Annotated in this window: 19 protein-coding genes; 11 read left to right on the top strand and 8 right to left on the bottom strand. The window is 42.4% G+C overall.

All coding sequences use genetic code 11. The annotated features are described in order from the left end of the window. Window positions 1–308 precede the first annotated feature (308 nt). Window positions 309–488 (top strand): T9SS type A sorting domain-containing protein, encoded by a 180-nt coding sequence (locus HY063_01645; GenBank protein MBI3500469.1) that lies wholly within the window; start codon window positions 309–311, stop codon window positions 486–488. A gap of 136 nt (window positions 489–624) precedes the next feature. Here HY063_01645 and HY063_01640 read toward each other — a convergent pair whose 3' ends face one another. The 5 genes from HY063_01640 to HY063_01620 all read right to left on the bottom strand — a co-directional run bounded on the left by HY063_01640 (window position 625) and on the right by HY063_01620 (window position 9,062). After that, the gene (locus HY063_01640; protein ID MBI3500468.1) at window positions 625–4,464 is read right to left on the bottom strand and encodes a gliding motility-associated C-terminal domain-containing protein; all 3,840 of its coding nucleotides are present in this window, start codon (window positions 4,462–4,464) and stop codon (window positions 625–627) included. 250 nt (window positions 4,465–4,714) lie between these two features. Next, entirely contained in the window at window positions 4,715–6,526 is a 1,812-nt protein-coding gene (locus tag HY063_01635) for a tetratricopeptide repeat protein (GenBank protein MBI3500467.1), read from the bottom strand. Between the two features lie 4 nt (window positions 6,527–6,530). Beyond that, window positions 6,531–7,169: an MBL fold metallo-hydrolase gene (locus tag HY063_01630; protein MBI3500466.1), complete on the bottom strand. Its 639-nt coding sequence runs from the start codon at window positions 7,167–7,169 to the stop codon at window positions 6,531–6,533. Window positions 7,170–7,288: 119 nt separating this feature from the next. Continuing rightward, window positions 7,289–8,056 carry a thiazole synthase gene (locus tag HY063_01625; protein MBI3500465.1) on the bottom strand — a complete coding sequence of 256 codons (768 nt, stop codon included), beginning with the start codon at window positions 8,054–8,056 and terminating at the stop codon, window positions 7,289–7,291. A gap of 103 nt (window positions 8,057–8,159) precedes the next feature. Further along, window positions 8,160–9,062: a T9SS type A sorting domain-containing protein gene (locus HY063_01620; GenBank protein ID MBI3500464.1), complete on the bottom strand. Its 903-nt coding sequence runs from the start codon at window positions 9,060–9,062 to the stop codon at window positions 8,160–8,162. Between the two features lie 275 nt (window positions 9,063–9,337). Here HY063_01620 and HY063_01615 point away from each other — a divergent pair, with 275 nt between their 5' ends. After that, window positions 9,338–10,981: a T9SS type A sorting domain-containing protein gene (locus tag HY063_01615; GenBank protein ID MBI3500463.1), complete on the top strand. Its 1,644-nt coding sequence runs from the start codon at window positions 9,338–9,340 to the stop codon at window positions 10,979–10,981. A 40-nt stretch (window positions 10,982–11,021) separates the two neighbouring features. After that, the gene (rsmG, locus tag HY063_01610) at window positions 11,022–11,627 is read left to right on the top strand and encodes a 16S rRNA (guanine(527)-N(7))-methyltransferase RsmG (GenBank protein MBI3500462.1); all 606 of its coding nucleotides are present in this window, start codon (window positions 11,022–11,024) and stop codon (window positions 11,625–11,627) included. Here the strand turns inward: rsmG and HY063_01605 are convergent. Both HY063_01605 and HY063_01600 read right to left on the bottom strand, forming a co-directional pair. Next, on the bottom strand, window positions 11,609–12,154 hold the full coding sequence (locus HY063_01605; GenBank protein ID MBI3500461.1) for a hypothetical protein: 546 nt from the start codon (window positions 12,152–12,154) through the stop codon (window positions 11,609–11,611). The genes rsmG and HY063_01605 overlap by 19 nt on opposite strands. A gap of 9 nt (window positions 12,155–12,163) precedes the next feature. Then, entirely contained in the window at window positions 12,164–13,981 is a 1,818-nt protein-coding gene (locus HY063_01600) for an ATP-binding cassette domain-containing protein (GenBank protein MBI3500460.1), read from the bottom strand. A gap of 77 nt (window positions 13,982–14,058) precedes the next feature. On the opposite strand from HY063_01600, the gene rpmH reads away from it, so the two are divergent. The 7 genes from rpmH to HY063_01565 all read left to right on the top strand — a co-directional run bounded on the left by rpmH (window position 14,059) and on the right by HY063_01565 (window position 18,655). Next, window positions 14,059–14,217, top strand: a complete 159-nt coding sequence (gene rpmH, locus HY063_01595; GenBank protein ID MBI3500459.1) for a 50S ribosomal protein L34 — start codon at window positions 14,059–14,061, stop codon at window positions 14,215–14,217. A gap of 43 nt (window positions 14,218–14,260) precedes the next feature. Beyond that, window positions 14,261–14,794 (top strand): DUF177 domain-containing protein, encoded by a 534-nt coding sequence (locus tag HY063_01590; GenBank protein MBI3500458.1) that lies wholly within the window; start codon window positions 14,261–14,263, stop codon window positions 14,792–14,794. Between the two features lie 41 nt (window positions 14,795–14,835). Further along, window positions 14,836–15,021 (top strand): 50S ribosomal protein L32, encoded by a 186-nt coding sequence (rpmF, locus tag HY063_01585; GenBank protein MBI3500457.1) that lies wholly within the window; start codon window positions 14,836–14,838, stop codon window positions 15,019–15,021. 79 nt (window positions 15,022–15,100) lie between these two features. Further along, the gene (plsX, locus tag HY063_01580; protein MBI3500456.1) at window positions 15,101–16,045 is read left to right on the top strand and encodes a phosphate acyltransferase PlsX; all 945 of its coding nucleotides are present in this window, start codon (window positions 15,101–15,103) and stop codon (window positions 16,043–16,045) included. A gap of 54 nt (window positions 16,046–16,099) precedes the next feature. Next, window positions 16,100–17,212 carry a ketoacyl-ACP synthase III gene (locus HY063_01575; GenBank protein MBI3500455.1) on the top strand — a complete coding sequence of 371 codons (1,113 nt, stop codon included), beginning with the start codon at window positions 16,100–16,102 and terminating at the stop codon, window positions 17,210–17,212. A 72-nt stretch (window positions 17,213–17,284) separates the two neighbouring features. Continuing rightward, the gene (gene recO, locus HY063_01570; GenBank protein MBI3500454.1) at window positions 17,285–18,010 is read left to right on the top strand and encodes a DNA repair protein RecO; all 726 of its coding nucleotides are present in this window, start codon (window positions 17,285–17,287) and stop codon (window positions 18,008–18,010) included. A gap of 48 nt (window positions 18,011–18,058) precedes the next feature. Next, window positions 18,059–18,655, top strand: coding sequence for a T9SS type A sorting domain-containing protein (locus HY063_01565; GenBank protein MBI3500453.1), 597 nt, complete (start codon window positions 18,059–18,061; stop codon window positions 18,653–18,655). A gap of 25 nt (window positions 18,656–18,680) precedes the next feature. Here the strand turns inward: HY063_01565 and HY063_01560 are convergent, their stop codons facing one another. Next, entirely contained in the window at window positions 18,681–19,715 is a 1,035-nt protein-coding gene (locus tag HY063_01560; GenBank protein MBI3500452.1) for a dipeptide epimerase, read from the bottom strand. Between the two features lie 107 nt (window positions 19,716–19,822). Between HY063_01560 and HY063_01555 the strand changes: the two genes are divergently transcribed. Next, on the top strand, window positions 19,823–20,356 hold the full coding sequence (locus tag HY063_01555) for a hypothetical protein (protein MBI3500451.1): 534 nt from the start codon (window positions 19,823–19,825) through the stop codon (window positions 20,354–20,356). The last annotated feature ends 185 nt before the right edge of the window (window positions 20,357–20,541 follow it).

The following is a 20,541-nucleotide window of genomic DNA, read 5'->3' as shown; positions in this document are numbered from 1 at the left end:
CGCGGTACGAAACATGGAAGGCGCAGTACTAAAAAGGGAATGCGCTGTACTCTTTTCGGCATGCGCCTGCGCAGTTTCGGAAACCGCGTTGCTTTTTCCGGCAGCAGTTGCGGATGCCTTTATTTGCGCTGTGTATGTTTTGATATTTCTCATTTTTTTATTTGAGGTTGTTTCCTGATTCTGGATATTAGACGCAATAAGCGGAGAAAAGGTTTTATTTTTTCTCGTGAACTCGGGTAAATTCTCGTGAGCGCGGGTGTTTTCTCGTGAACAGGGGTGCGGATAGCGAATCGGCTGCGGATATTCGAATGAGCAGCCAAAGAAAAAAAACAATAACAGCCGCTATGCAGCCGAAGAAGGAGGAATGCCTGCCTGACCGGCAGGCAGGGAATCTCACTATTGATTTGAGTTCCCAGCCCAAAGGAATTTATTTTGTGAAGGTGCAGAGCGAGAGCAAGATTTATACTGAAAAAGTGGAGATACAGTAACTCACCCTGTCCGTCAGTTGCCGGACATCCCTCTCTTTGCAAAGAGAGGGAAAGAGGGAGAGTTTGTTTGAAGGTTTTTATGGAGAAAGTATGCCTGTACCGATGAATATCGGGAGGGTGCAGTAAGAGTTTTAAATCATTTGATAAGGTTTACATTTCCCACGTAGTTATGTTCTTTGTTTTCAAAATCGCGGAGTTGGACTTTGTAAACGTACACGCCTTCGGGAGAAATTTCGCTGCCGCCTTTCGCAGTGCCGTCCCATCCTTTTTCCAGTTCGGTGGTTTCAAAAATAATTTCTCCCCAGTGGTCAAAAATCTGCATGTCGTATTGGGTAATCTCCATTCCCTTTCCGCTGAACACATCGTTCAGATGGTCTCCGTTGGGAGAAAAAGTATTCGGAATATAAAACGCGAATTCAGGTTTCACTTCCACCGTTTTAATTATGGAGTCAATGCACCCGCCATTGTTCAGCGTAATAAGTTTCACAACATAGATTCCTGTTTGGGCATACGTATGCACAGGATTTTCGAGCGAAGAGTTCGCGCCATCGCCAAAACTCCATTTCCACTGCGTTGCATTTTTTGAAGCATCGTAGAAATGAAAACCGGGATTGATAATCGAAGTTTCGAGCGGGGGGTCGGAAGTAAATTCTGCATCGGGCGAAGGAATGACAGTCACCGTGCAATAGGTTTGCGCGGAAGAAGAACATCCGTTATGCGTGGTCACTGTTACCGTAACGGCATAATTGCCGCTTGATGAATACGTATGCGAAGGATTCGCTTGCGAAGAAGTGAAGCCGTCACCAAAATTCCAGAAATAAGTTGAGCCCGCATTTGCGGAACTTGTATCGCTGAACTGAAGCGCAACATTATCGCATCCGCTCGCGGATTGCGGAGCAAGATGTATTTGCGGCAACGGATAAACAATCACCGTTGCCGATGCAGTGGCAGTGGCCCCGCACATATTTGTAACCGTTACAGAATAGGTCGTTGTTCCCGAAGGAGAAACCACATAAGGTCCCGCACCGTTTCCAAGATTATTGCTCCAGTAATAATTTGTAATATAATTTCCGGTTACCGAAGCAGAAACAGTTGCCACCTGCCCTTCGCAGATATGAGGCGTTGCATTCACGGCAAGCGCAATGGTTAAATCGTACACAAGAATATTTACGATTCCTGTGTTCGTGCAGCCGTGCGCATCGGTTACAATCGCAGTGTAGGTAGTGGAAGAAGTGGGATGAACGATTTGAGAATTTCCGAAGCCCACACTCGGCTGCCAGAAATAAGTGAACGGAGAAGTTCCGCCCGAAGCGTTTGCGCTGATGGTTGTATTTTGTCCGGGACAAACAGTATCATCGGGTGAAACAGAAACTGCAATCGCATTGGGTTGAGAAATAGTTACGGTTGCAGGTGCAGTGCATCCGTTTGCATCAGAAATCATAACAGAATAATTTCCGGCAGAAAAATTAGTTGCCGAAGAAGTGGTTTGTCCGTTGCTCCATTGATAATAATAGGGAGAAGTTCCTCCGCTCGCATTCACCGAAGCCGAACCGTTTTGCATTCCATAGCAGGAAACATTCTGCACGTTTGCAACAACCGCATTCAAAACTGCCGGCTGAGAAATAGAAACCGTGTTCGTGTGCGTGCATCCGTTCGCATCGGTAATTGTTACAGAATAATTTCCTGCAGAAAGATTTGTTGCCGAAGAAGAAGTTTGATTGTTGCTCCACGAATAAGAATACGGAGGAGTTCCGCCCGAAACACTCACAGATGCCGAGCCGGAATTTGTTCCGTAACATTTTGCATTCACCCAATTCATGATTAAAGAAAGCGCAGGCGGTTCCGTAATATTTACAGCAATCATCATGGAACATCCGTTGCTGTCCAAAACAGTTACAATATAATTTCCGGCAGAAAGTCCGGTGGCATTTGCGGAAGTTTGTGAAGGCATTGTATTCCACATATACGTGTAAGGCGGAATTCCTCCGTAAGTAACTGCTGTTGCTGTTCCATTGCTTCCCCCGAAGCACGAAACATTTACCATTGAAAAAATACTCAGCATCACCTGCGATGGCTGGCTGATAAAAATATTCTGAACATTTATACAGCCCTTACTGTCAGTCACAGTCACAAAATAATTTCCGGATGAAAGCCCTGTGATTGACGAAGTAGTTTGCCCTGTATTCCACTGGTAAGAATAAGGAGATGTTCCTCCGTTTGCAGAAACAGAAGCCGAGCCGTTGCTCATTCCGTAGCATTGCACATCCTGCTGCGAAACTGAAACTGCAAGTGTTGAAGGCTGAACAATGTTTATCACATCTGTTTTTGTACAACCATTGTTATCAGTAATAACTACAGAATAATTTCCGGCAGTTAATCCGCTCACGGATGAAGTCGTTTGTCCGCTGCTCCACGAATAAGTGTAAGGAGAAATTCCTCCCGATGCCGATACAGAAGCCGAACCATTGCTTCCGCCATAGCAAGAAACATTTCCATTCACCGATGCTGTAGCAGAAAGAACAGATGGCTGAGTAATTATTGTAGGAGCGGAAGAAGAACATCCGTTTGCATCGGTAACAATTGCCGTGTAAGTTCCTGAATAAAGATTTCCAAGCGGATTAACAGTGCATCCGCAGGGAAGCCATTGATAAGTATAGGGCGGATTTCCTCCGCTCACATTTGCAGTTGCCGAACCGGTGTTCATTCCATAGCATAAAACATTTGTCGGGCTCACTGAAATATTCGGGCTCACCGCAATGTGGATTACAAGTGTATCAGAATCCGGAGGACAGGTTCCGTTTCCGGTCGTGATGAGAATCAGCATTGCAATTCCATTATTTATTTCTGAAGAAGAAGGAGTATAACTTGCATTCAGCGTGGTGTTATTCGGATTAAAAGTTCCGGAACCGTTGGTCCAAATTCCTCCGCTGGCACCGGTTACATTTCCGTTCAGTACAACAGTTGGATTCTGCCCACAAACAGTTATGTCATTTCCTGCATTGGCAGTAATAGGATTTGCAAATGAAGTTACGGTTACGGTCGCAGTTGTTGGCGGGCAGTTGGTTGCATCGTGAACTGTTACGGTATAACTTCCCACTCCCACAGTGATTGTTTGCGATGTTGCGCCTGTGCTCCACAAATATGTGTAGGGAACTGTTCCCCCGCTTGCGCTTGCCGTAATGGTTTTGGATGTATATCCGAAACATATTGTAGGATTTGCCGGAATAATATTTGCAAACAATGTGGGATTAAAAAATACGCGCACTGTATCGCATACAGGCAAAGTGCTGCATCCGCCTGCAGGAATTCCGCAAACCATATAATCCACATAAGGCGGGTAACCCGGTTGTGCGGTGACAATAGTTGTGTCGCATGCGCTTTTGCAACTCAGGTATGAATCATAACTTCCCTGCGGACCGGGATAAACAGAAGTCCAGGTGATGGTTGAAATATTGTATCCGGTCGCATATATTTTTCCGGAGCATCCCTGGTTGAGAACAATATTTGCTGAAACTGATGGTTTAGCAATTGAAGTGATAATATACTGGTTTGAATTATTTCCCGGCTTGCAGAAAGTAAGATAGAATGGACCTACTCCGGTAAGGCAAAGTGGCGTTCCGACTGCTACGGGCGGACCGCAATTCACCTGGTAGTACATCGCTCCGGAAGGAATTGCACCTGAATAAATATTGAAAGAAATTCCCTGTGAAGCGGAGTCAAGCGTAATTTCAAACTGAACGCAGGCATCAGGTGCTTGTGCACCGCAGCAAGTATCGTTGCGCACCACATAAGGGCTTATCCAGCTTCCGTTTGGATTTCCGGTAAGGTTCACTACAAAGCTTGGAGTGTTTTGCCCGCAGTTATTTTGTGCAATAATTTTGTCAGAAAAAATTTGTAAGCAAAAAAGGCAAAATAATGAAATCAAAAATTTCTTCTGTTCAATGAGGATTTTCGATTTGGTGTAAATTCTTTTCATAATTATTTATTTTTGGCATTGCTTTCTTATACATTGAACGTGAATAAAAAATTGCGGTTGGAATTAATCTGCTTATTTAGACGAACCGGCAGTTTTCTGAAACGAATAAAACAAAAACATGGACGAATGGGAGGATTTCTTCGTCTAATGAAATTTCATAGGGAAAATCCCCAAAAAATCTGGAAAGAAATAGTTTTCAGGCAATTTTTTCCACACCCATTGGGGTTTACTCACGGCTTTTTTATTTTTTTCAATTGTGTTCGTGAATGCTTCGCATTTCGCTGCGCTCAACAAAATACATCTCAATTTCTCCTTTGTTTTTGGCAGGAATTTTTCCGCGGAACTTGAATTCTAATCCTTCAAGGTTTTGAAAACCTTGAAGGATTTGGTAAGTTGTCCCCGAAATATTTATTTTCCCTGGTTCGCCTGATGATTCCATGCGCGATGCAGTATTCACTGTATCTCCCCAGATATCGTAAGCAAACTTTTTATCGCCAACCACTCCGGCTGTGACGGGGCCTGAATGGATTCCCATTCTTAAACTCCATTTATTGTTCTGCTCTTTCATCCATGACTGGATTTCGATTCCGGCTTTTACAATTTCTTCTGCATGATTAGAATTAGGAGTCGGCAATCCGCTGGCGCACATGTAAGCATCTCCAATGGTTTTTATTTTTTCAATGTTGTATTTTGAAATTATTTCATCAAACTTTTTGAAAAGAAAATCCAGTTCGGAAACCAATTCTTCTGCCGAAAGTTTTTCGGCAATGTTGGTGAATCCTTTAAAGTCGGTGAACATTACGGTTACGCTCTCATAATATTTTGGCGATGCTTTGCCTTTTGCTTTTAATTCTTTTGCTGTTTCTGCTGGCAAAATATTCAGCAAAAGTTTTTCGCTCTTTCTTCTTTCGCGGAAAATGAAAATGGAAAGTGTCAGCACCACTAATAATCCTCCTGCCACCGACCAGATAATTATTTTCTGGCGATTCAGCTGCGCATCCTGAAGTTGTTTGTCCTTATTCAGCAAAGTGATTTGTTGTTCTTTCTTTTCGGTTTCATACTTGGTTTGCATTTCGGCAATCTGTTTCGCGCTTTCTTCGTTCAGCAAACTGTCTTTTACATCGCTGAATTGCTTGTGATATTCATAGGCGGATTTATAGTCGTGCAGCGAATCATACAACTGCGCCAGCGCGCCCGAAGCATCACGCAAATGCTCTTTGTGAAAAATTTCTTTTGAAATTTTTTCAGCCCTCTTAAGATATTCTTCCGCCTCTTTGTATTTTCCCTGCTTGAAATAAATGGTGCCGATGTTGGAACTATGCAGCGCCATCCATCCCTTGTCGCCAAACTCTTTGTTCATCTCCATGGAGAGAAGAAAATATTTCAGCGCTTCGGATAAATTTTTTTTGTCTTCATAAATTGCTCCGATGTTGTTGTAATTAAAGAGAAGCCCTTTTTTATTTCCTGCCTCTTTAAAAACTTTTGCCGATTGAAAAAGATTTTCCAGCGCCTTGTCCAAATCTCCCAAATCCTGGTACGCGAGCCCGATGTTATTGTAACACCATCCGATTCCTATTTTATTACTGGTTTCTTCATACAACTTTAAAGCTGACTGCTGGTATTCGAGAAACTTTTTATTATTTCCCTGCGCGCGGTAAACGCTTCCGATATTCGAATAACTTCCCGCCATCCAGTTTTTGTCGCCAAGTTTTTCACTGATGCCAAGCGCGCGGAGTTCAAACGACAATGCCTTGGGAAAATTTCCCAGGTTGCGATATGCTTCTCCTGAATTGTTGAGTGCTTTGATAAGCCCGAGGTCGTAAGAAATTTTTTCAGCGAGCGCAATTCCTTTTTCTCCATATACAGCCGCGCTGTCGTATGCTCCCACGTGCATCAATTTCGCGGAAAGGTCTGCCAGGTGAAGAACCTGATTGGTGTCTTCTTTATCTGTTTTAATAACCGTGAAGAGGGAATCTATTTTTGCGCGCTGCGCGAAAGATGCTTCGACTGCGCTCAGCACGACAATTGAAAAAAACAAAAGCGCAAAAAAGATTTTTCTCATCGCGCTAAATTAAAAAAGGATTGTTCTTTTTCTCAAACCCAATAGTGGTTTCTCCTCCGTGCCCGGGAAAAACTGTATAGTCATCATCCAGCGTAAATAATTTTTCGCGAATGTTTGCAAGAAGCCCTTCGTGATTTCCTCCCGGCAAATCCGTTCTGCCGATGCTTCCCTGAAATAAAACATCTCCGCCAATCACAAATTTATCTGCGTGTGAAACAAAACAAACGCTTCCCGGAGAATGACCGGGAATGAAAAGAATATCCAGCGAAGAATTTCCAAAAGTTAATTTACTTCCTTCTTCCAGAAACTTTGACGGCTCTACTGATTCTTCGGCATTCAATCCATATAAGTGTGAAACCTGCGGAAGCGAATGAAGCACTTCCAAATCTTCTTTATGGATTTCCAGTTCGAGATTATATTTTTTTGCGATGAAGGAATTTCCGAACACATGGTCAATATGGCAATGCGTGTTCAGTAGCCGGACCGGTTTCAGATTTTCTTCTGAGATAAAATCAGAAAGTTCTTTTTGCTCTGATGGGTTGCTGCAACCCGGGTCAATGAGGATGCACTCTTTTGTTTCGTCAAACAAAATATAGGTGTTCTCTTCAAAAGGATTGAACGTGAAACCCTGAATTGAAATCATAAATTTCAAATTACAAAAAAACAAATATCAAACAAATCACAAAATCTAAATTTCAATTTTCGAAATTTGAATTTGGTCATTGGAAATTATTTGGGATTTGAAAATTGAGATTTGTTATTTCAGTCAAGGAATGCTGTGAGCGGGCTGGATGCTTCTGCAGTTTTTTTCTTCGCACCTAATTTTGATTCATAGGCAATTCTTCCTGCTTCCACTCCAAGTTTGAAAGCAATTCCCATTTGAACAGGATTGTTCGCAATAGCGATTGCTGTATTCACAAGAACTGCATCCGCACCCAGTTCCATTGCTTCTGCCGCATGAGATGGCGCGCCAATGCCTGCATCCACCACAACAGGAATTTTACTTTGCGAAATAATTATTTCAAGCATGGCTTTTGTCTGCAATCCGTTGTTGCTTCCGATAGGAGAACCGAGTGGCATCACCGCAGCGCAGCCAACTTCTTCCAGTCGTTTGCACAGTACGGCATCGGCTCCGCAATAGGGAAGAACAATGAAACCAAGTTTTACCAAGTCCTCAGCGGCTTTCAATGTTTCAATCGGGTCGGGCAAAAGATATTTCGGGTCGGGGTGAATTTCAAGTTTGAGCCAGTTTGTTCCGAGCGCTTCGCGCGCCATTTGTGCGGCAAAAATTGCTTCGCGTGCGGTGCGCACGCCTGAAGTATTCGGAAGCAAAGTAAACTGCGGATGTGAAAGATGTTTCAGTATGTCATCGTTTTCGTTGTGCATGTCCACGCGTTTTAAAGCAACAGTTACTAATTCCGAGCCCGAAGCAAGCAATGCTTCTTCCATTAAGGCATTTGCACCGAACTTGCCGGTGCCGGTGAAAAGGCGGGAAGAAAAAATTTTATCTGCTATTTTTAATTTGCTCATGGCACGAATTTAAGAATAATTGCAAAAGAGAAATTCACAAAACAAAAAACCCCCTCCGAATTTTTCAGAGAGGGCGATTTGCAAAACCTCAATCAACCAACAACTATTTCTGCACTATGAATTTTCCGCGCTGAATTTTTCCCGCTTCTCCGGAGAGTAGTTCATAAAAATAAATTCCTTTGGGAAAAGTTGACACATCCAGTTTATAATTCCGGCTATCGCTTTCTGCAATCATAATTTGTTTTCCCATTTCGTCAGAAATCTTCAGCATGAATTTTTGGCAAGTACCGGAAAAAATTACAAACTCGCTGGAAGGATTCGGATAAACAGAAACAGAAGCATTTAAAATTTGTTCATTAACTGCTGTTGTATTATAAATCAAATCGAGATCATCATAATATGCGGTGCTGTTTGTGTTGGCGCTGGTTGCACCTCCGTAACTCGACATTAAAACAATCACCATCGTATCGGGCGTGTTGGGCACTGCATAAATAAACGGCACTGAAAACCGCGCATAAGAAGAAACAGCAGTTGTTTTTTCAAACCGCGCCTCTGCCACCTGCACACGCGAAGTCCCGTTCCAGTAACTTAACCGCACATCCACAGAAGCGGTATCAACTCCCACCGGAGAATATTTATACCAGCCCGCCATTGAATCGGGTTTCAGGTTAAATAGAACTCCGCCATCAACTCCCATTGTTGACTGGTTGATGGTTCCGGTTACCACAATGCCGGGGGCTTCGCCCTGGAAAGGAATATTTTTTGTAATAAGTTTGCAGGCGTAAGTTCCGCTATGCATATCGGGGCTTGGAGCTTTATAACAATTCACCACAAATCCTCCCGATATATCTGCAATGGTTCCCCAGCCACCGCTTGGGTCATCGTAACTTCCCTGGTTCGTCCAGTTCTCAAACCCCGGATTGGGAATGGCGTTTTGCGCAAGCGCTTCGATTACGCTCAGCGTGACAAAAATTGTTGATGCGGAAAAAAGTAAAAGTTTTTTCATGATAAAATAATTTTTGGTTTGGATTTTAATTTCATTGTAAAGGAAAGGCAGTTGCAAGGATAAAACAATTTTTTGTTCGGGGGATTATTAGCAATCTAATTTTCTTTTTATGCCTGATTTAATAGCATAGAATCAACTGTGGATTCCGAAAAAGTGAACCATAAATTAGTTCCCTACTCAATTTTGAAGAGAAAAAATTTCTGTGATTGTATTTGCAAAATCATTTTTGAAGAGTACCTTTGGGAAAAAATTCAAAAAAAAATAACTTATTATATATGATGAAAAAAAATTTACTCCTTTCAGCAATCATTTTTTGCGGTGCACATTTTTTAAATGCGCAAAGCACATGGCAGCAGGTATACAATATTTTTCAGGCGAAATGTTCCGGCTGCCATAACCAAAGCAATTTTTCCGGGCAGTTAAATCTTTCTGCCGGGCTTGCGGCAACCTACACTGCCATTGTAAATAAAAATCCGGTGAACCCTGCCGCGCTCAGTAAAGGAGATAAAAGAATTGCACCTGGCGATCCGCACCGTAGTTTTCTATTGAGAAAAATCAATGATTCGCTTGACATGGATAATGGAATTGTAAAACCGCAGGAAGGAGATGTAATGCCTTCGCCTCCGAATCCTGCGCTTTCAAAATATGAAATTGAACTGGTGCGCCAGTGGATATTTGCAGGTGCACCGCAAACAGGTATGTTAGTTGACACGGCTGTCATTAATGAATACTACACTATAGGTGGAATCAATAATGTAACTGCTCTTGCTCCTCCTGCAGCCGGCACCGGGTTTCAGGTGCATCTCGGAAAAATTTTTGTTCCGAAGGGAACCGAAACAGAAATTTTCATCAAGTACAATCCAAAACTTCCTGATACTACTGAAGTAATACAACTCGCGTTGGCGCAGCCGCCACAATCGCACCACTTTGTTATTTATAAGTTCTTCCCCGGCCAGGATATTAATTTTGCTCAGGGATTCAGATACAACAGCGGCACCGGACCCAATGGACCTTCTCATGGAAGCGCGGATGCGTTATGTGCTTTTGCGCCACAACAAACGCTTCACACCCTTCCTCCAACCACCGCTTATTTGCTTGAGAAGAAAGCCATCTTTGATCTGAACCTGCATATTTTAAATCCAAGCCCCGATTCTGTTCTCGCGGCAGAAATTTATTTTAACATGTACACTCAACCTGTAGGCACCGCGCAAAAATATATGTACAGGCGCAACTTTCCCGATCTTTCCATAGTGCTTCCTCCGGGCGACACCACTTCTTATAACGATATTGCTACCGATTCATCTGCAAGCAACTTATGGGAAATCTGGATTCTCTACACGCACACGCACCGCTTCGGAATTGATTACGATGTGTGGCAAAGAAATCCGGACGGCTCGCAGGGAAACCAAGTGTATGAAGGATGGATGGACTGGAGTTACACTTTCAATCAGGGATATTACGGATGGGGCATTCATGCACCGCAGGAGCATTTTCAAAATCCATTCTTAGAAATAAATCCGCTGGAAGGATTAATACACAAAGCCACCTGGTACAATTACGGAACCGATACGGCTTACTTCGGACTGACCTCTCTGGATGAAATGATGGTGATGGGATTTGAATATACCAATGGTCCGCCCATTCCTCAATCGGGAATAAATGAGATGAATAAAAATCAGTTTGTAAAATTTTTTCCGAATCCGTTCACTGAAATTTCAAATGTGCTCATTAATAACACGGGAAATTACCAGTTGAAATTATACGATATGTTCGGCAAAGAAGTTTCTTCTTACGCAATTCATAATTCCAATTCTGCAGTTATTCACAGGGGAAATCTGGCAGGCGGAATTTATCTTTACAAACTTTTTGACGAAAAAAATTCTTCTCTTTCTTCAGGGAAAATTGTAATTGCCGAATAGAAAAAATTTTGTCGTAGGTTTGCGGGCATTCATTTTAACTATGGATAGCCCGCAAATTATTTTTAAGTACTTTCCAAATCTTTCCGAGAAACAGAAAGAACAGTTTTCCCGAATGGGAAAGTTATATTCGGATTGGAATTCAAAAATAAATGTCATATCGAGGAAAGACATTAATAACTTTTACGAACGGCACGCGCTTCACTCGCTCGGTATCGCAAAAATAATTTCATTCAAGCCGAAAACAAAAATTCTGGATGTGGGAACCGGAGGAGGATTTCCCGGAATTCCACTGGCAATATTATTTCCCGATTGCGAATTTCATCTGGCAGATTCAATCGGTAAAAAAATAAAAGTAGTGAATGCGGTGGCGGAAAGTTTAGAATTAAAAAATGTAAAAGGAATCTGGTCGCGGGCAGAAGAACTGAAAGAGAAATATCATTTTATAGTGAGCCGCGCAGTTGCTGAACTTTCCGAATTTCAAAAATGGGTGAAAGGAAAATTTATTTCTGAAAGTTTCAATGATTTGCCGAATGGAATTTTATATCTGCGTGGAGAAGGAGAGGGTAATAAAATTTACGAACTGAAAAATTATTTCTCGGAAGATTTTTTTGAATCGAAGAAAGTAGTTTACATTCCTAATTCGTGAAACTGTTCTAACTCTTTCAATTCCTTTTTGACTTTCTCATCCCATTTCTTCAATTCTTCAATGTTTGCACCTTCATCGGTTTCATCGCGGAAGTCATGCGTGTCTTCGGTGAGCGAGGCATCGGCTTCATTATACTTTGCGCGAAAAGTTTTTTCCGGATCAATTCCGAATTTTGTTTCTGAAAATTCTTTGCGCAGTTGCCGCGCATGAACTTCATAAATATTGAAGAGTACTTGATAATATAAAAGTTCATCCGCAGTTTTTGAAGCAGGCGCAACCCACGATTTGCTTTTATCCCACACGGCAAAAATTTTAAACTTGGTTTTCTTCAACGGATTTGGTTTTTCATATTTCGCATCAATCAGGCAGAACGCTTCTCCGCTCATTCCGTTTTTGGGTTTGCCTTTAAAATCCCCCCACGCAAGCGGTTTGTTTTCTTTCCAGTGAAGCGTATCGGCAGGTTTTTGCGCAAAAGATGCTTCGACTACGCTCAGCATGACAATTAAAGGAAGTAAAAATATTTTCATTAGAAATTTTTAGTTGAGTTCAAATTGTAATTTGCTCAAACTTCTGTAGAGTCCATCCGTGATGGTGATTAGTTCTTCGTGTGTCCCGCTTTCTTTTACTTCGCCATGGTCAATCACAATTATTTTATCCGCTTTGCGAATTGTGCTGAGGCGGTGAGCAATTACAAACGAAGTTCTTCCCTCCATAAGTTTTTCCAGCGCTTCCTGCACAAGGCGCTCACTTTCGCTGTCGAGAGAAGAAGTGGCTTCGTCTAATAAAAGGATAGAAGGATTTTTCAGTACCGCACGCGCGATTGCGATTCTTTGCCGTTGCCCGCCTGAAAGTTGAATTCCTCTTTCTCCCACGCGCGTTTCAAATTTATCGGGAAAACTTTCAATGAAGGAAAGTGCATTTGCTTTTCGCGCAGCATCCATAATTTCTTCCATCGAAGCATTTGGTTTTCCATAGCCGATATTTTCTTTTATGCTTCCGCCAAAAAGCAAAACATCCTGCGGAACAATTGCCATCTGAGAACGAAGTTCGGTGAGCGAATATTCTTTTGAATCTTTTCCGTCAATGAAAATATTCCCCGACTTGTCGGGGTCATAAAATCTTAAAATAAGATTTGTGATGGTGGATTTTCCTGCACCGCTCGGTCCCACAATTGCAATGGTTTCTCCTTTCCTTGCTTTGAATGAAACATTTTTCAGCACCTGGAAATCTTTTCGCGATGGATAAGAGAAAGAAATATTTTCAAAAATAACTTCGCCATCAAAACGAGGCGCTGGTCGGGATTTCAAATCCCGACCAACTTCTAAATTTATTTCTTCAACCGGTTCATCCAGCAAATCAAAAACCCGTTCGGTTGCGCCCACCGCGCGCTGAATCTGTGCGTATTGTTCGGGCAATCCTCCTATGGAAGCGGCAACCATCACGCATAAAAATAAAAATGTCATCATGGATTCGGGCTGAATGCCGTGATGAATTTTTAAAGTGACAACATAATAAACCAAATAAACAATTCCACCGCCAAGAAAAAAAAGAATGAACGCGAAAAAAGAACCGCGCGCAAATCCGCCTTTGATTGCCTGCTTCACAATTTCAACCGTTGTATTTTTGTATCGCCTGTTTTCGTACGATTCATTCGTGAATGATTTCACATTGGCAATTCCCTGCAGCGTTTCTCCCACAATAATATTTGAATCGGCAACTTTATCCTGAACGCTCCGGGAAATTTTCCGGATTTTTCTTCCGAAAAAAACCGCGAGCAGCGCCAGCACCGGAATAATGGCAAGCATGACCAGCGCAAGATTCAGCGAGGTGATACATATAATAGTGATTCCTCCTATGACAATTATCGTCTGGCGGATAAATTCCGCAATGCCGGTAGTGAATGTTTCCTGTATCTGCGAAATATCTGCGCTCACACGGCTGTTCAATTCTGAAACCTGCCGGCTCGAAAAAAAACTCATCGGCATCCGGATGAGCCGGTTGTAAGTTGCCTGCCGGATTCCTGCCACCATGTTTTCCGTTACGTTCACAAAAAATAAAACCCGGAAAAAAGAACACACCGCCTGGAAAGAAAAAAGAACAAGTAGTTTTATTCCGACTTCGTTGGCAGTTTTCAAAAGCACTTCGTCCGATTCATTTTTTCCGACCAGCCCCATTAAATCTCCCATCAATCGCGGAAAAATCAGCGCGACTGCTCCTGTGCCTGCAAGAAAAAATAATCCCCAAACAAATTTCCATTTATGCGGACCGATGAATTTGAAAATGCGAACTGCTTTTGAAAGCGATTCCTTCGTCAGTTTTGCTTTGGGTAAGTCCTCTTTTTTTACTGCTGCCATAGGAGATTGCAAATGTATCTGAAATCGGCTTTGGTTGGAAAACATTTCTATCTTTGCTCCCCTTAAAAACGAATATTATGAAACGCACATTTCAGCCCTCGCGCAGAAAAAGAAGCAACAAGCACGGATTCCGTGAGCGCATGTCAACTCCCAACGGCAGACGCGTTCTTGCCGCGCGCAGAAGAAGAGGAAGAAAACGCCTTACAGTTTCAAGCGAGAAGCGCCATAAACGCTGATTGTTTGTGATAATTTTTTACACGATTCTTATTTTCAATTCAAGTGAAAAAATTAAGCAATCCATATTTGATTCCGTTCGCGGGTTTAAAAACTGGCGAGCATGTTTTCAATTATCTGATTGATGATTCTTTTTTCAAAAGCCGCGACTATTCTGAAATTCAGAAGGCGAAAATTAGTACGCAGGTAACGCTTCGCAAAGAAACGAACCTTCTTGTTTTCGATATTAAAATGGAAGGCGCTATGAATGTGATGTGCGACCGCTGCGGAGAAAATTTTGATTTGCCTGTGTGGGGAGAAAATAAACTGATTGTGAGTTTGACCAATGATAGATTCGAAGGCGAAACAGATATTATTTCGATTCCGATTGATTCATCTGAAATTGACATCTCGCACTATTTATACGAATATATTTACATGCTTCTTCCGCAAAGAAGAGTTCATCCTGACAAAGAAGACGGCACCCCCGCCTGCAATCCTGAAGCGCTTAAAATGCTGAACAAACTTTCGGAAGAAGAACAGGAGAAAAAAATAAATCCCATCTGGGAAGAACTTAAATCTAAAATCAAGAACAACTGAATTTATAATTCATAATTTTAAATCTATAATTTCTATTTCCCATGCCAAATCCAAAACGAAGACACTCAAAAAGCCGCTCGCGCAAACGCAGAACACATTACAAAGCATCTGCACCAACATTAACAAATTGTTCCAACTGCGGAGCGCCCATCCTGATGCACCGCGTGTGCCAGGCATGCGGCTACTACCGCGGCAAGCAGGTGATTGAAAAAACAATTGCAGCGTAATTAATTTCGGATTTCGGATTGCCAAAATTTCGGATTCAAAAATCCGCAATCGCAAATCCGCAATCCGCAATATTTTTCTATGCGAATCGGTCTTGATGTAATGGGCGGTGATTATGCGCCACGAGCGGTAATTGCAGGCGCTGTTCTTGCCATGAAAGAACTTCACAGGGGTTCCGTCATCGTGCTGATTGGCGATAAAAAAAGAATTCACGAAGAATTAAAAAAGTTTGACGCGCCTTCCGATAAATATGAAATTGTTCATGCGCCCGATGTAATCGGCATGGCGGAATCTCCCATCAAAGCATTTACGCAAAAACCCCATTCGAGCATTGCCGTTGGGTTTCATCTTCTGATGGAGAAAAAAATTTCTGCATTTGCAAGCGCGGGAAACACCGGAGCAATGTTAGTCGGCTCCATGTATTCCATCAAAACAATTCCGGGTGTGATTCGCCCGTGCGTAACCTCTATTCTTCCAAAAGAAAATGGAAAAATGGGAGTACTCCTTGATGTGGGCGCCAACGCAGATTGCAAGCCCGATGTGCTTTACCAGTTTGGAATTCTCGGTTCTCTTTTCGCGGAACATGTTTACGGAATAAAAAATCCGCGCGTAGGGTTAATGAATATTGGCGAAGAAGGCGGAAAAGGAAATTTAGTTACGCAGGCAGCGTATGAAATAATGAAGACGACCAAACAATTTCATTTCGCGGGAAATATTGAAGGAAGAGATTTGTTCAACGCGAAAGCCGATGTGGTGGTGTGTGAAGGCTTTGTCGGAAATGTAATTATTAAGCAGGCAGAAGCAATTTTTGAAATCATGAGCAAGCGCCATTTGCTCGATTCATTTTTTCACCGCTTCAACTATGAAATTTACGGAGGAAGCCCGATTCTTGGCGTGAATGGCGCGGTGGTGGTCAATCACGGCATTGCGAATGAAGTGGCGATTAAGAATATGGTCATGCTTTCCAAAAATCTTGCGGAGACAAAACTTTCTGAAAAAATCCGCAATGCATTTGAATACGTTTAAGATTTTTCTTTCCCTTTTCATTTCCTTTTTGTTATTACATTCGTGCTTCTTACTATGAAAATTCAAGCCGCAATAACCGGAGTTCAGGGATACGTTCCGGATTTTGTTCTTTCGAACAAAGAACTGGAAAAAATGGTGGACACCAACAGCGAATGGATTGAAACCAGAACCGGAGTTAAGGAAAGAAGAATTCTGAAAGGCAAAGGGCTTGGCTCTTCCGATATGGGCGTGGAAGCCGTGAAGGAGTTGCTGAAGAAAAAAAATATTTCTCCCGAAGAAATTGATTTGCTCATTGTCGGCACCGTTACGCCCGACCATATTTTTCCTTCCACTTCAAATATCATCAGCGATAAAGTTGGCATCAAGAATGCGTGGGGTTTCGATATTTCTGCCGCGTGTTCGGGATTTCTTTTTGCGCTGGAAACGGGAAAACAATTTGTTGAATCGGGAAAATATAAAAAGGTAATCGTGGTGGGTGCGGATAAAATGTCTGCCATTGTAGATTATTCCGACCGCGCCACCTGCATAATTTTTGGCGATGGAGCGGGAGCCGTTCTTCTTGAACCGACTACTGAAAATTTCGGAATCATGGATTCCATTCTGCATGTGGATGGAAGCGGGAAAAAATATCTTCACCAGAAAGGCGGTGGCTCCGTTCAGCCGCCCACACTTCATTCAGTTGCCAATAAAGAACATTTTATTTACCAGGAAGGACAGGCGGTTTTCAAATTTGCAGTGAAGGGAATGGCTGATGTGTCGGCAGAAATCATGGCGCGAAATAATCTGAAAGGCGAAGATGTGGCGTGGCTTGTTCCGCACCAGGCGAATAAACGAATCATTGACGCAACGGCAAACCGCATGGGCGTGGGTTCCGAAAAAGTTATGCTGAACATTCAGCGCTACGGGAACACCACTGCCGCCACCATTCCGCTTTGCCTCTGGGATTATGAAAAACAACTCAAGCGCGGAGACAATATTATTCTCTCGGCTTTCGGAGGAGGATTTACCTGGGGAGCAATTTATGTGAAGTGGGCTTATAATAGGATAACATCATGCGAAAAATGCGAATGTATGCGAACACTGCGAACAAAATGCAAAGAAAAATTCGCGGTGTTCGCATTTGTTCGCGGCATTTGCATTATTTTATCAATTCCTATCATTCAATAGGTGGCAACTTACATTATTAGTACAGATTGGTAAATTAGTAGATGTCTCTCAAATCTAAATTCTCAAATCTGGATGTTGTACAAAACAAGAGGCATCGTTCTCCGCACCACAAATTTTTCCGATACCAGCATCATTGCAAAAATTTATACCGAGCAGTTCGGCATTCAGAGTTATTTGATAAAAGGCGCGAAGCGGAAAAAAGCAAGCGTCAAAGCAAATTTGTTTCAGCCGTTATCGCTTCTCGATTTGGTAGTATATAAAAAGGAAAAGAAACAATTGCAAACGCTGAAAGAAGCAAAGCCCGAAATTCATTTCGTTTCCATTCCGCATGACTTTTCAAAGACATCCATTCTTTTTTTTCTGGATGAAGTTTTAGTAAAGTGTTTGCACGAAGAAGAACATAATCCTGAACTTTTTTCTTTCCTGCACGAAACCATTCAAACGTTGGATTCTTCGGAAAAACATTTCAGTCATCTGCATTTGATTTTCCTTGTACGCTTCTCGCGGTTTTTGGGATTTTATCCGCAGGGAAAATTTTCCGAGACGAATTCCCTGTTTGATTTGCGAGAAGGGAAATTTACAAACGCAGAACCTTTGCATCACGATTTTCTCTCAAAAGAAAACAGCAAACTCCTGAGCAAACTTATCCTCAGCAATTATTATTCAATGGAGAAATTGACGCTGTCTGCCAGGGAAAGAAAAACCCTTCTTGATATTTTACTGCGCTATTACGAACTGCATCTTTCGCAGTTCGGAAAAATTGTTTCGCATAAAGTGCTGGAGCAAATTCTTGCATAAGGAAAATTTTATGTAGGTTTGCACAAACAATCACTAACAACTTTTACCATGAAAAAAATTTTTACTCTCCTTTCATTTTCGTTCATCGCTCTTCTCGGAAACGCAACGATTCATTTCATTACTGTTGGCACTCCGACCAGCAACGTATTCAACCCTGCAAACATTACCGCTGTATGCGGAGATACAGTTATATGGCAATGGGGTGCCGGTTCACACACTACCACTTCGACTAATATTCCTGCCTGCGCCACTGCCTGGAACGCCAACATTAATTCAACCAGCACTGTCTACGCTATTACGATTCCCTGCGCGGGCACGTATAGTTATCAGTGCACGCCTCATGCTGCTATGGGAATGGTGGGAACCATTGTGGCGACCTGCACGAACAACGTGCCGATTATTGCAAGCCATTATTTTTCTGCCGCCTATCCGAATCCGTTTTCGTCAAAACTAACGATTGAAACTTCGCAGGCGAATTTAATTTCCATTTACAATGCAGTGGGAGAAAACATTAAAAGCATTGCTGTGCCGCAGGGACAAATCAAAACCGAAATTGACATGCAGGATTTGCAGGCGGGAATTTATTTTTACGCGGTGCTCAAAGAAGGAGTAATTATTGAAACGAAAAAAATTGTGAAGCAATAACCTCACCCCACTGCCGGTCGGGATTTTAAATCCCGACCAGCCCTTTGGGTTTCACGCCTATTCCCGGCAACTCATTCAGGATAATTTTTCCTTCTGAAAAATTTACGCCTTCAAAATAATCTTCTTTGATAAGTAGTGGTCCGTCCAAATCAATCCAATCGGCAAAGTGAGCAATCTGCGCTGCGGCAGAAACCGCGCACGAAGTTTCAGACATGCAGCCGAGCATGATTTTCATTTTATAGTCGCGCGCGAGTGAAATCATTTTCAGCGCTTCGTTCAGCCCGGTGCACTTCATCAGTTTAATATTTATTCCGCTGTAAACATTTTTTGCTTTTTCCAAATCGGCTGCACGCTTCACCGCTTCATCGGCAATAATGGGAATGGGAGATTTTTCCGTGAGCCACGCGGTTTCATCTGTCATTTCTTTGGGCAGGGGCTGTTCCACGAGCAAGACATTTTTCTCTGCCAGCCAATGAATCCTGTCGAGTGCAAAGTGCTTGTCAGTCCATCCTTCGTTTGCATCGGCAATAATTTCTTTGTCGGAATGTTTTCTGATTTCTTCTATGATTTTTTTATCATTCGCAGCGCCCAGTTTCACTTTCAGAATTTTATATTCCTTCGCTTCTTCCAATCTTTTTTTAATTCCTGCGGGTTCATCCATAGGAATAGTATAAGCGGTGAAAAGATTTTTTGTTTTATCCGCTCCGAAAATTTCACGACAGGGTTTGTTTTGTATTTTTCCGAGCAAATCGTGAAGCGCAATATCCACCGATGCTTTTGCAGCCGTGTTTTCTTTTTCAATTTGATCCACCGCTGAAAGAATTTCTTCTGTATTTTCTGAAGGAGAAAATTTTTCAAGAACCTTTTTCGCCTTCGACAGAAACTTCAAAACCGATTCATGGTTTTCTCCGAGATAAGGCGGCATGGATGCTTCGCCATATCCTGTAATTCCATTATATATAAGTTTTGTAAAGACAACAGGCGTTGAATTTCTGCTTCCGTGCGCAATGGAAAACGGGCGCTTGAATGTTAAGGTATGCGGAATAAAAGAAAGGTTCATTTTCTGCTGGAAGAATGGAATAGCGGATGAATGGGAAACAGCCAACTTTCCATCGTTCCCGTGTTTGCTTTTTTGTAAGTTTGCACAAAACAACAATAAATATAGATATGAAAAAAATATTTTTATCATTCGGAGTTTTTTCTCTTTTCATTTTTGCTTCCTGCGGTGGCGCAAAAAAAGAGGATGTGAATGCAAATGTTCCCAAAGGAATGGTGGCGGCCGATTTAAGCGCGGTGAGCGAAGGAAGAATGCCCGTGCTGATGAATGTTCCCGATTCAACGGTGGGACCGCTGCAGGTTTCCGCCAACTCGCAGGGCGGAGCCGATGTGAAAGTGGGAAAGAGTTTTCAAATGGCGGTGATGGAAGGCGCAGGCGATATGGAGACAAAAAAGAAAGATGTTACACACGATGACGTGAGAAAATTTGTGAAGTACGTAATGGAAGACGCGAACGCAATTATATGGGAATGGCAGATTGAAGGCATGGAACCCGAGTTTCATTTTTATGCCGTGGTGAAAGCGGGCGCTAAATCGTTTGAAGTGCGCGATGTGGAAGGCGAAGTGTTTTCCGAAAAATCAGCCGTGCAGATGCTCGATGCCGCAAAAACCATTCGCATGAAAGAAGTGAAGGCGGCTTCCTGAAATTTTTTCCACATAAAACTAAAAAAGCCCTGCAAGATTTTTGCGGGGCTTTTTTATTGCAGAGTGCCTCAAATCACAATCGTAATCAGGTTATTTGCCGGACCTATGCGGTTCGGGTTTTTAGAATCATTCCACTGCAGGAACATATAAAGAATTTTTCCTTTGTTGTTCATTCCTAAGTGAAG

Source organism: Bacteroidota bacterium (assembly GCA_016195025.1).
In the GTDB taxonomy this organism is placed as follows: Bacteria; Bacteroidota; Bacteroidia; order Palsa-948; family Palsa-948; genus Palsa-948.
Note: the sequence above shows the minus strand (reverse complement) of the source record. Positions and strands in the feature narration are given on the sequence as shown.

Bases quoted from the DNA above. Each gene is read 5' to 3' on its own strand.
- HY063_01565 (MBI3500453.1), top strand. From the start codon at position 18,059: ATGAAAAAAATTTTTACTCTCCTTTCATTTTCGTTCATCGCTCTTCTC.
- rpmH (MBI3500459.1), top strand. From the start codon at position 14,059: ATGAAACGCACATTTCAGCCCTCGCGCAGAAAAAGAAGCAACAAGCAC.
- HY063_01560 (MBI3500452.1), bottom strand. From the start codon at position 19,715: ATGAACCTTTCTTTTATTCCGCATACCTTAACATTCAAGCGCCCGTTT.
- rsmG (MBI3500462.1), top strand. From the start codon at position 11,022: ATGGATAGCCCGCAAATTATTTTTAAGTACTTTCCAAATCTTTCCGAG.
- HY063_01575 (MBI3500455.1), top strand. From the start codon at position 16,100: ATGAAAATTCAAGCCGCAATAACCGGAGTTCAGGGATACGTTCCGGAT.
- HY063_01645 (MBI3500469.1), top strand. From the start codon at position 309: ATGAGCAGCCAAAGAAAAAAAACAATAACAGCCGCTATGCAGCCGAAG.
- HY063_01555 (MBI3500451.1), top strand. From the start codon at position 19,823: ATGAAAAAAATATTTTTATCATTCGGAGTTTTTTCTCTTTTCATTTTT.
- HY063_01605 (MBI3500461.1), bottom strand. From the start codon at position 12,154: ATGAAAATATTTTTACTTCCTTTAATTGTCATGCTGAGCGTAGTCGAA.
- HY063_01600 (MBI3500460.1), bottom strand. From the start codon at position 13,981: ATGGCAGCAGTAAAAAAAGAGGACTTACCCAAAGCAAAACTGACGAAG.
- plsX (MBI3500456.1), top strand. From the start codon at position 15,101: ATGCGAATCGGTCTTGATGTAATGGGCGGTGATTATGCGCCACGAGCG.
- recO (MBI3500454.1), top strand. From the start codon at position 17,285: ATGTTGTACAAAACAAGAGGCATCGTTCTCCGCACCACAAATTTTTCC.
- HY063_01630 (MBI3500466.1), bottom strand. From the start codon at position 7,169: ATGATTTCAATTCAGGGTTTCACGTTCAATCCTTTTGAAGAGAACACC.
- HY063_01615 (MBI3500463.1), top strand. From the start codon at position 9,338: ATGATGAAAAAAAATTTACTCCTTTCAGCAATCATTTTTTGCGGTGCA.
- HY063_01620 (MBI3500464.1), bottom strand. From the start codon at position 9,062: ATGAAAAAACTTTTACTTTTTTCCGCATCAACAATTTTTGTCACGCTG.
- HY063_01640 (MBI3500468.1), bottom strand. From the start codon at position 4,464: ATGAAAAGAATTTACACCAAATCGAAAATCCTCATTGAACAGAAGAAA.
- HY063_01625 (MBI3500465.1), bottom strand. From the start codon at position 8,056: ATGAGCAAATTAAAAATAGCAGATAAAATTTTTTCTTCCCGCCTTTTC.
- rpmF (MBI3500457.1), top strand. From the start codon at position 14,836: ATGCCAAATCCAAAACGAAGACACTCAAAAAGCCGCTCGCGCAAACGC.
- HY063_01635 (MBI3500467.1), bottom strand. From the start codon at position 6,526: ATGAGAAAAATCTTTTTTGCGCTTTTGTTTTTTTCAATTGTCGTGCTG.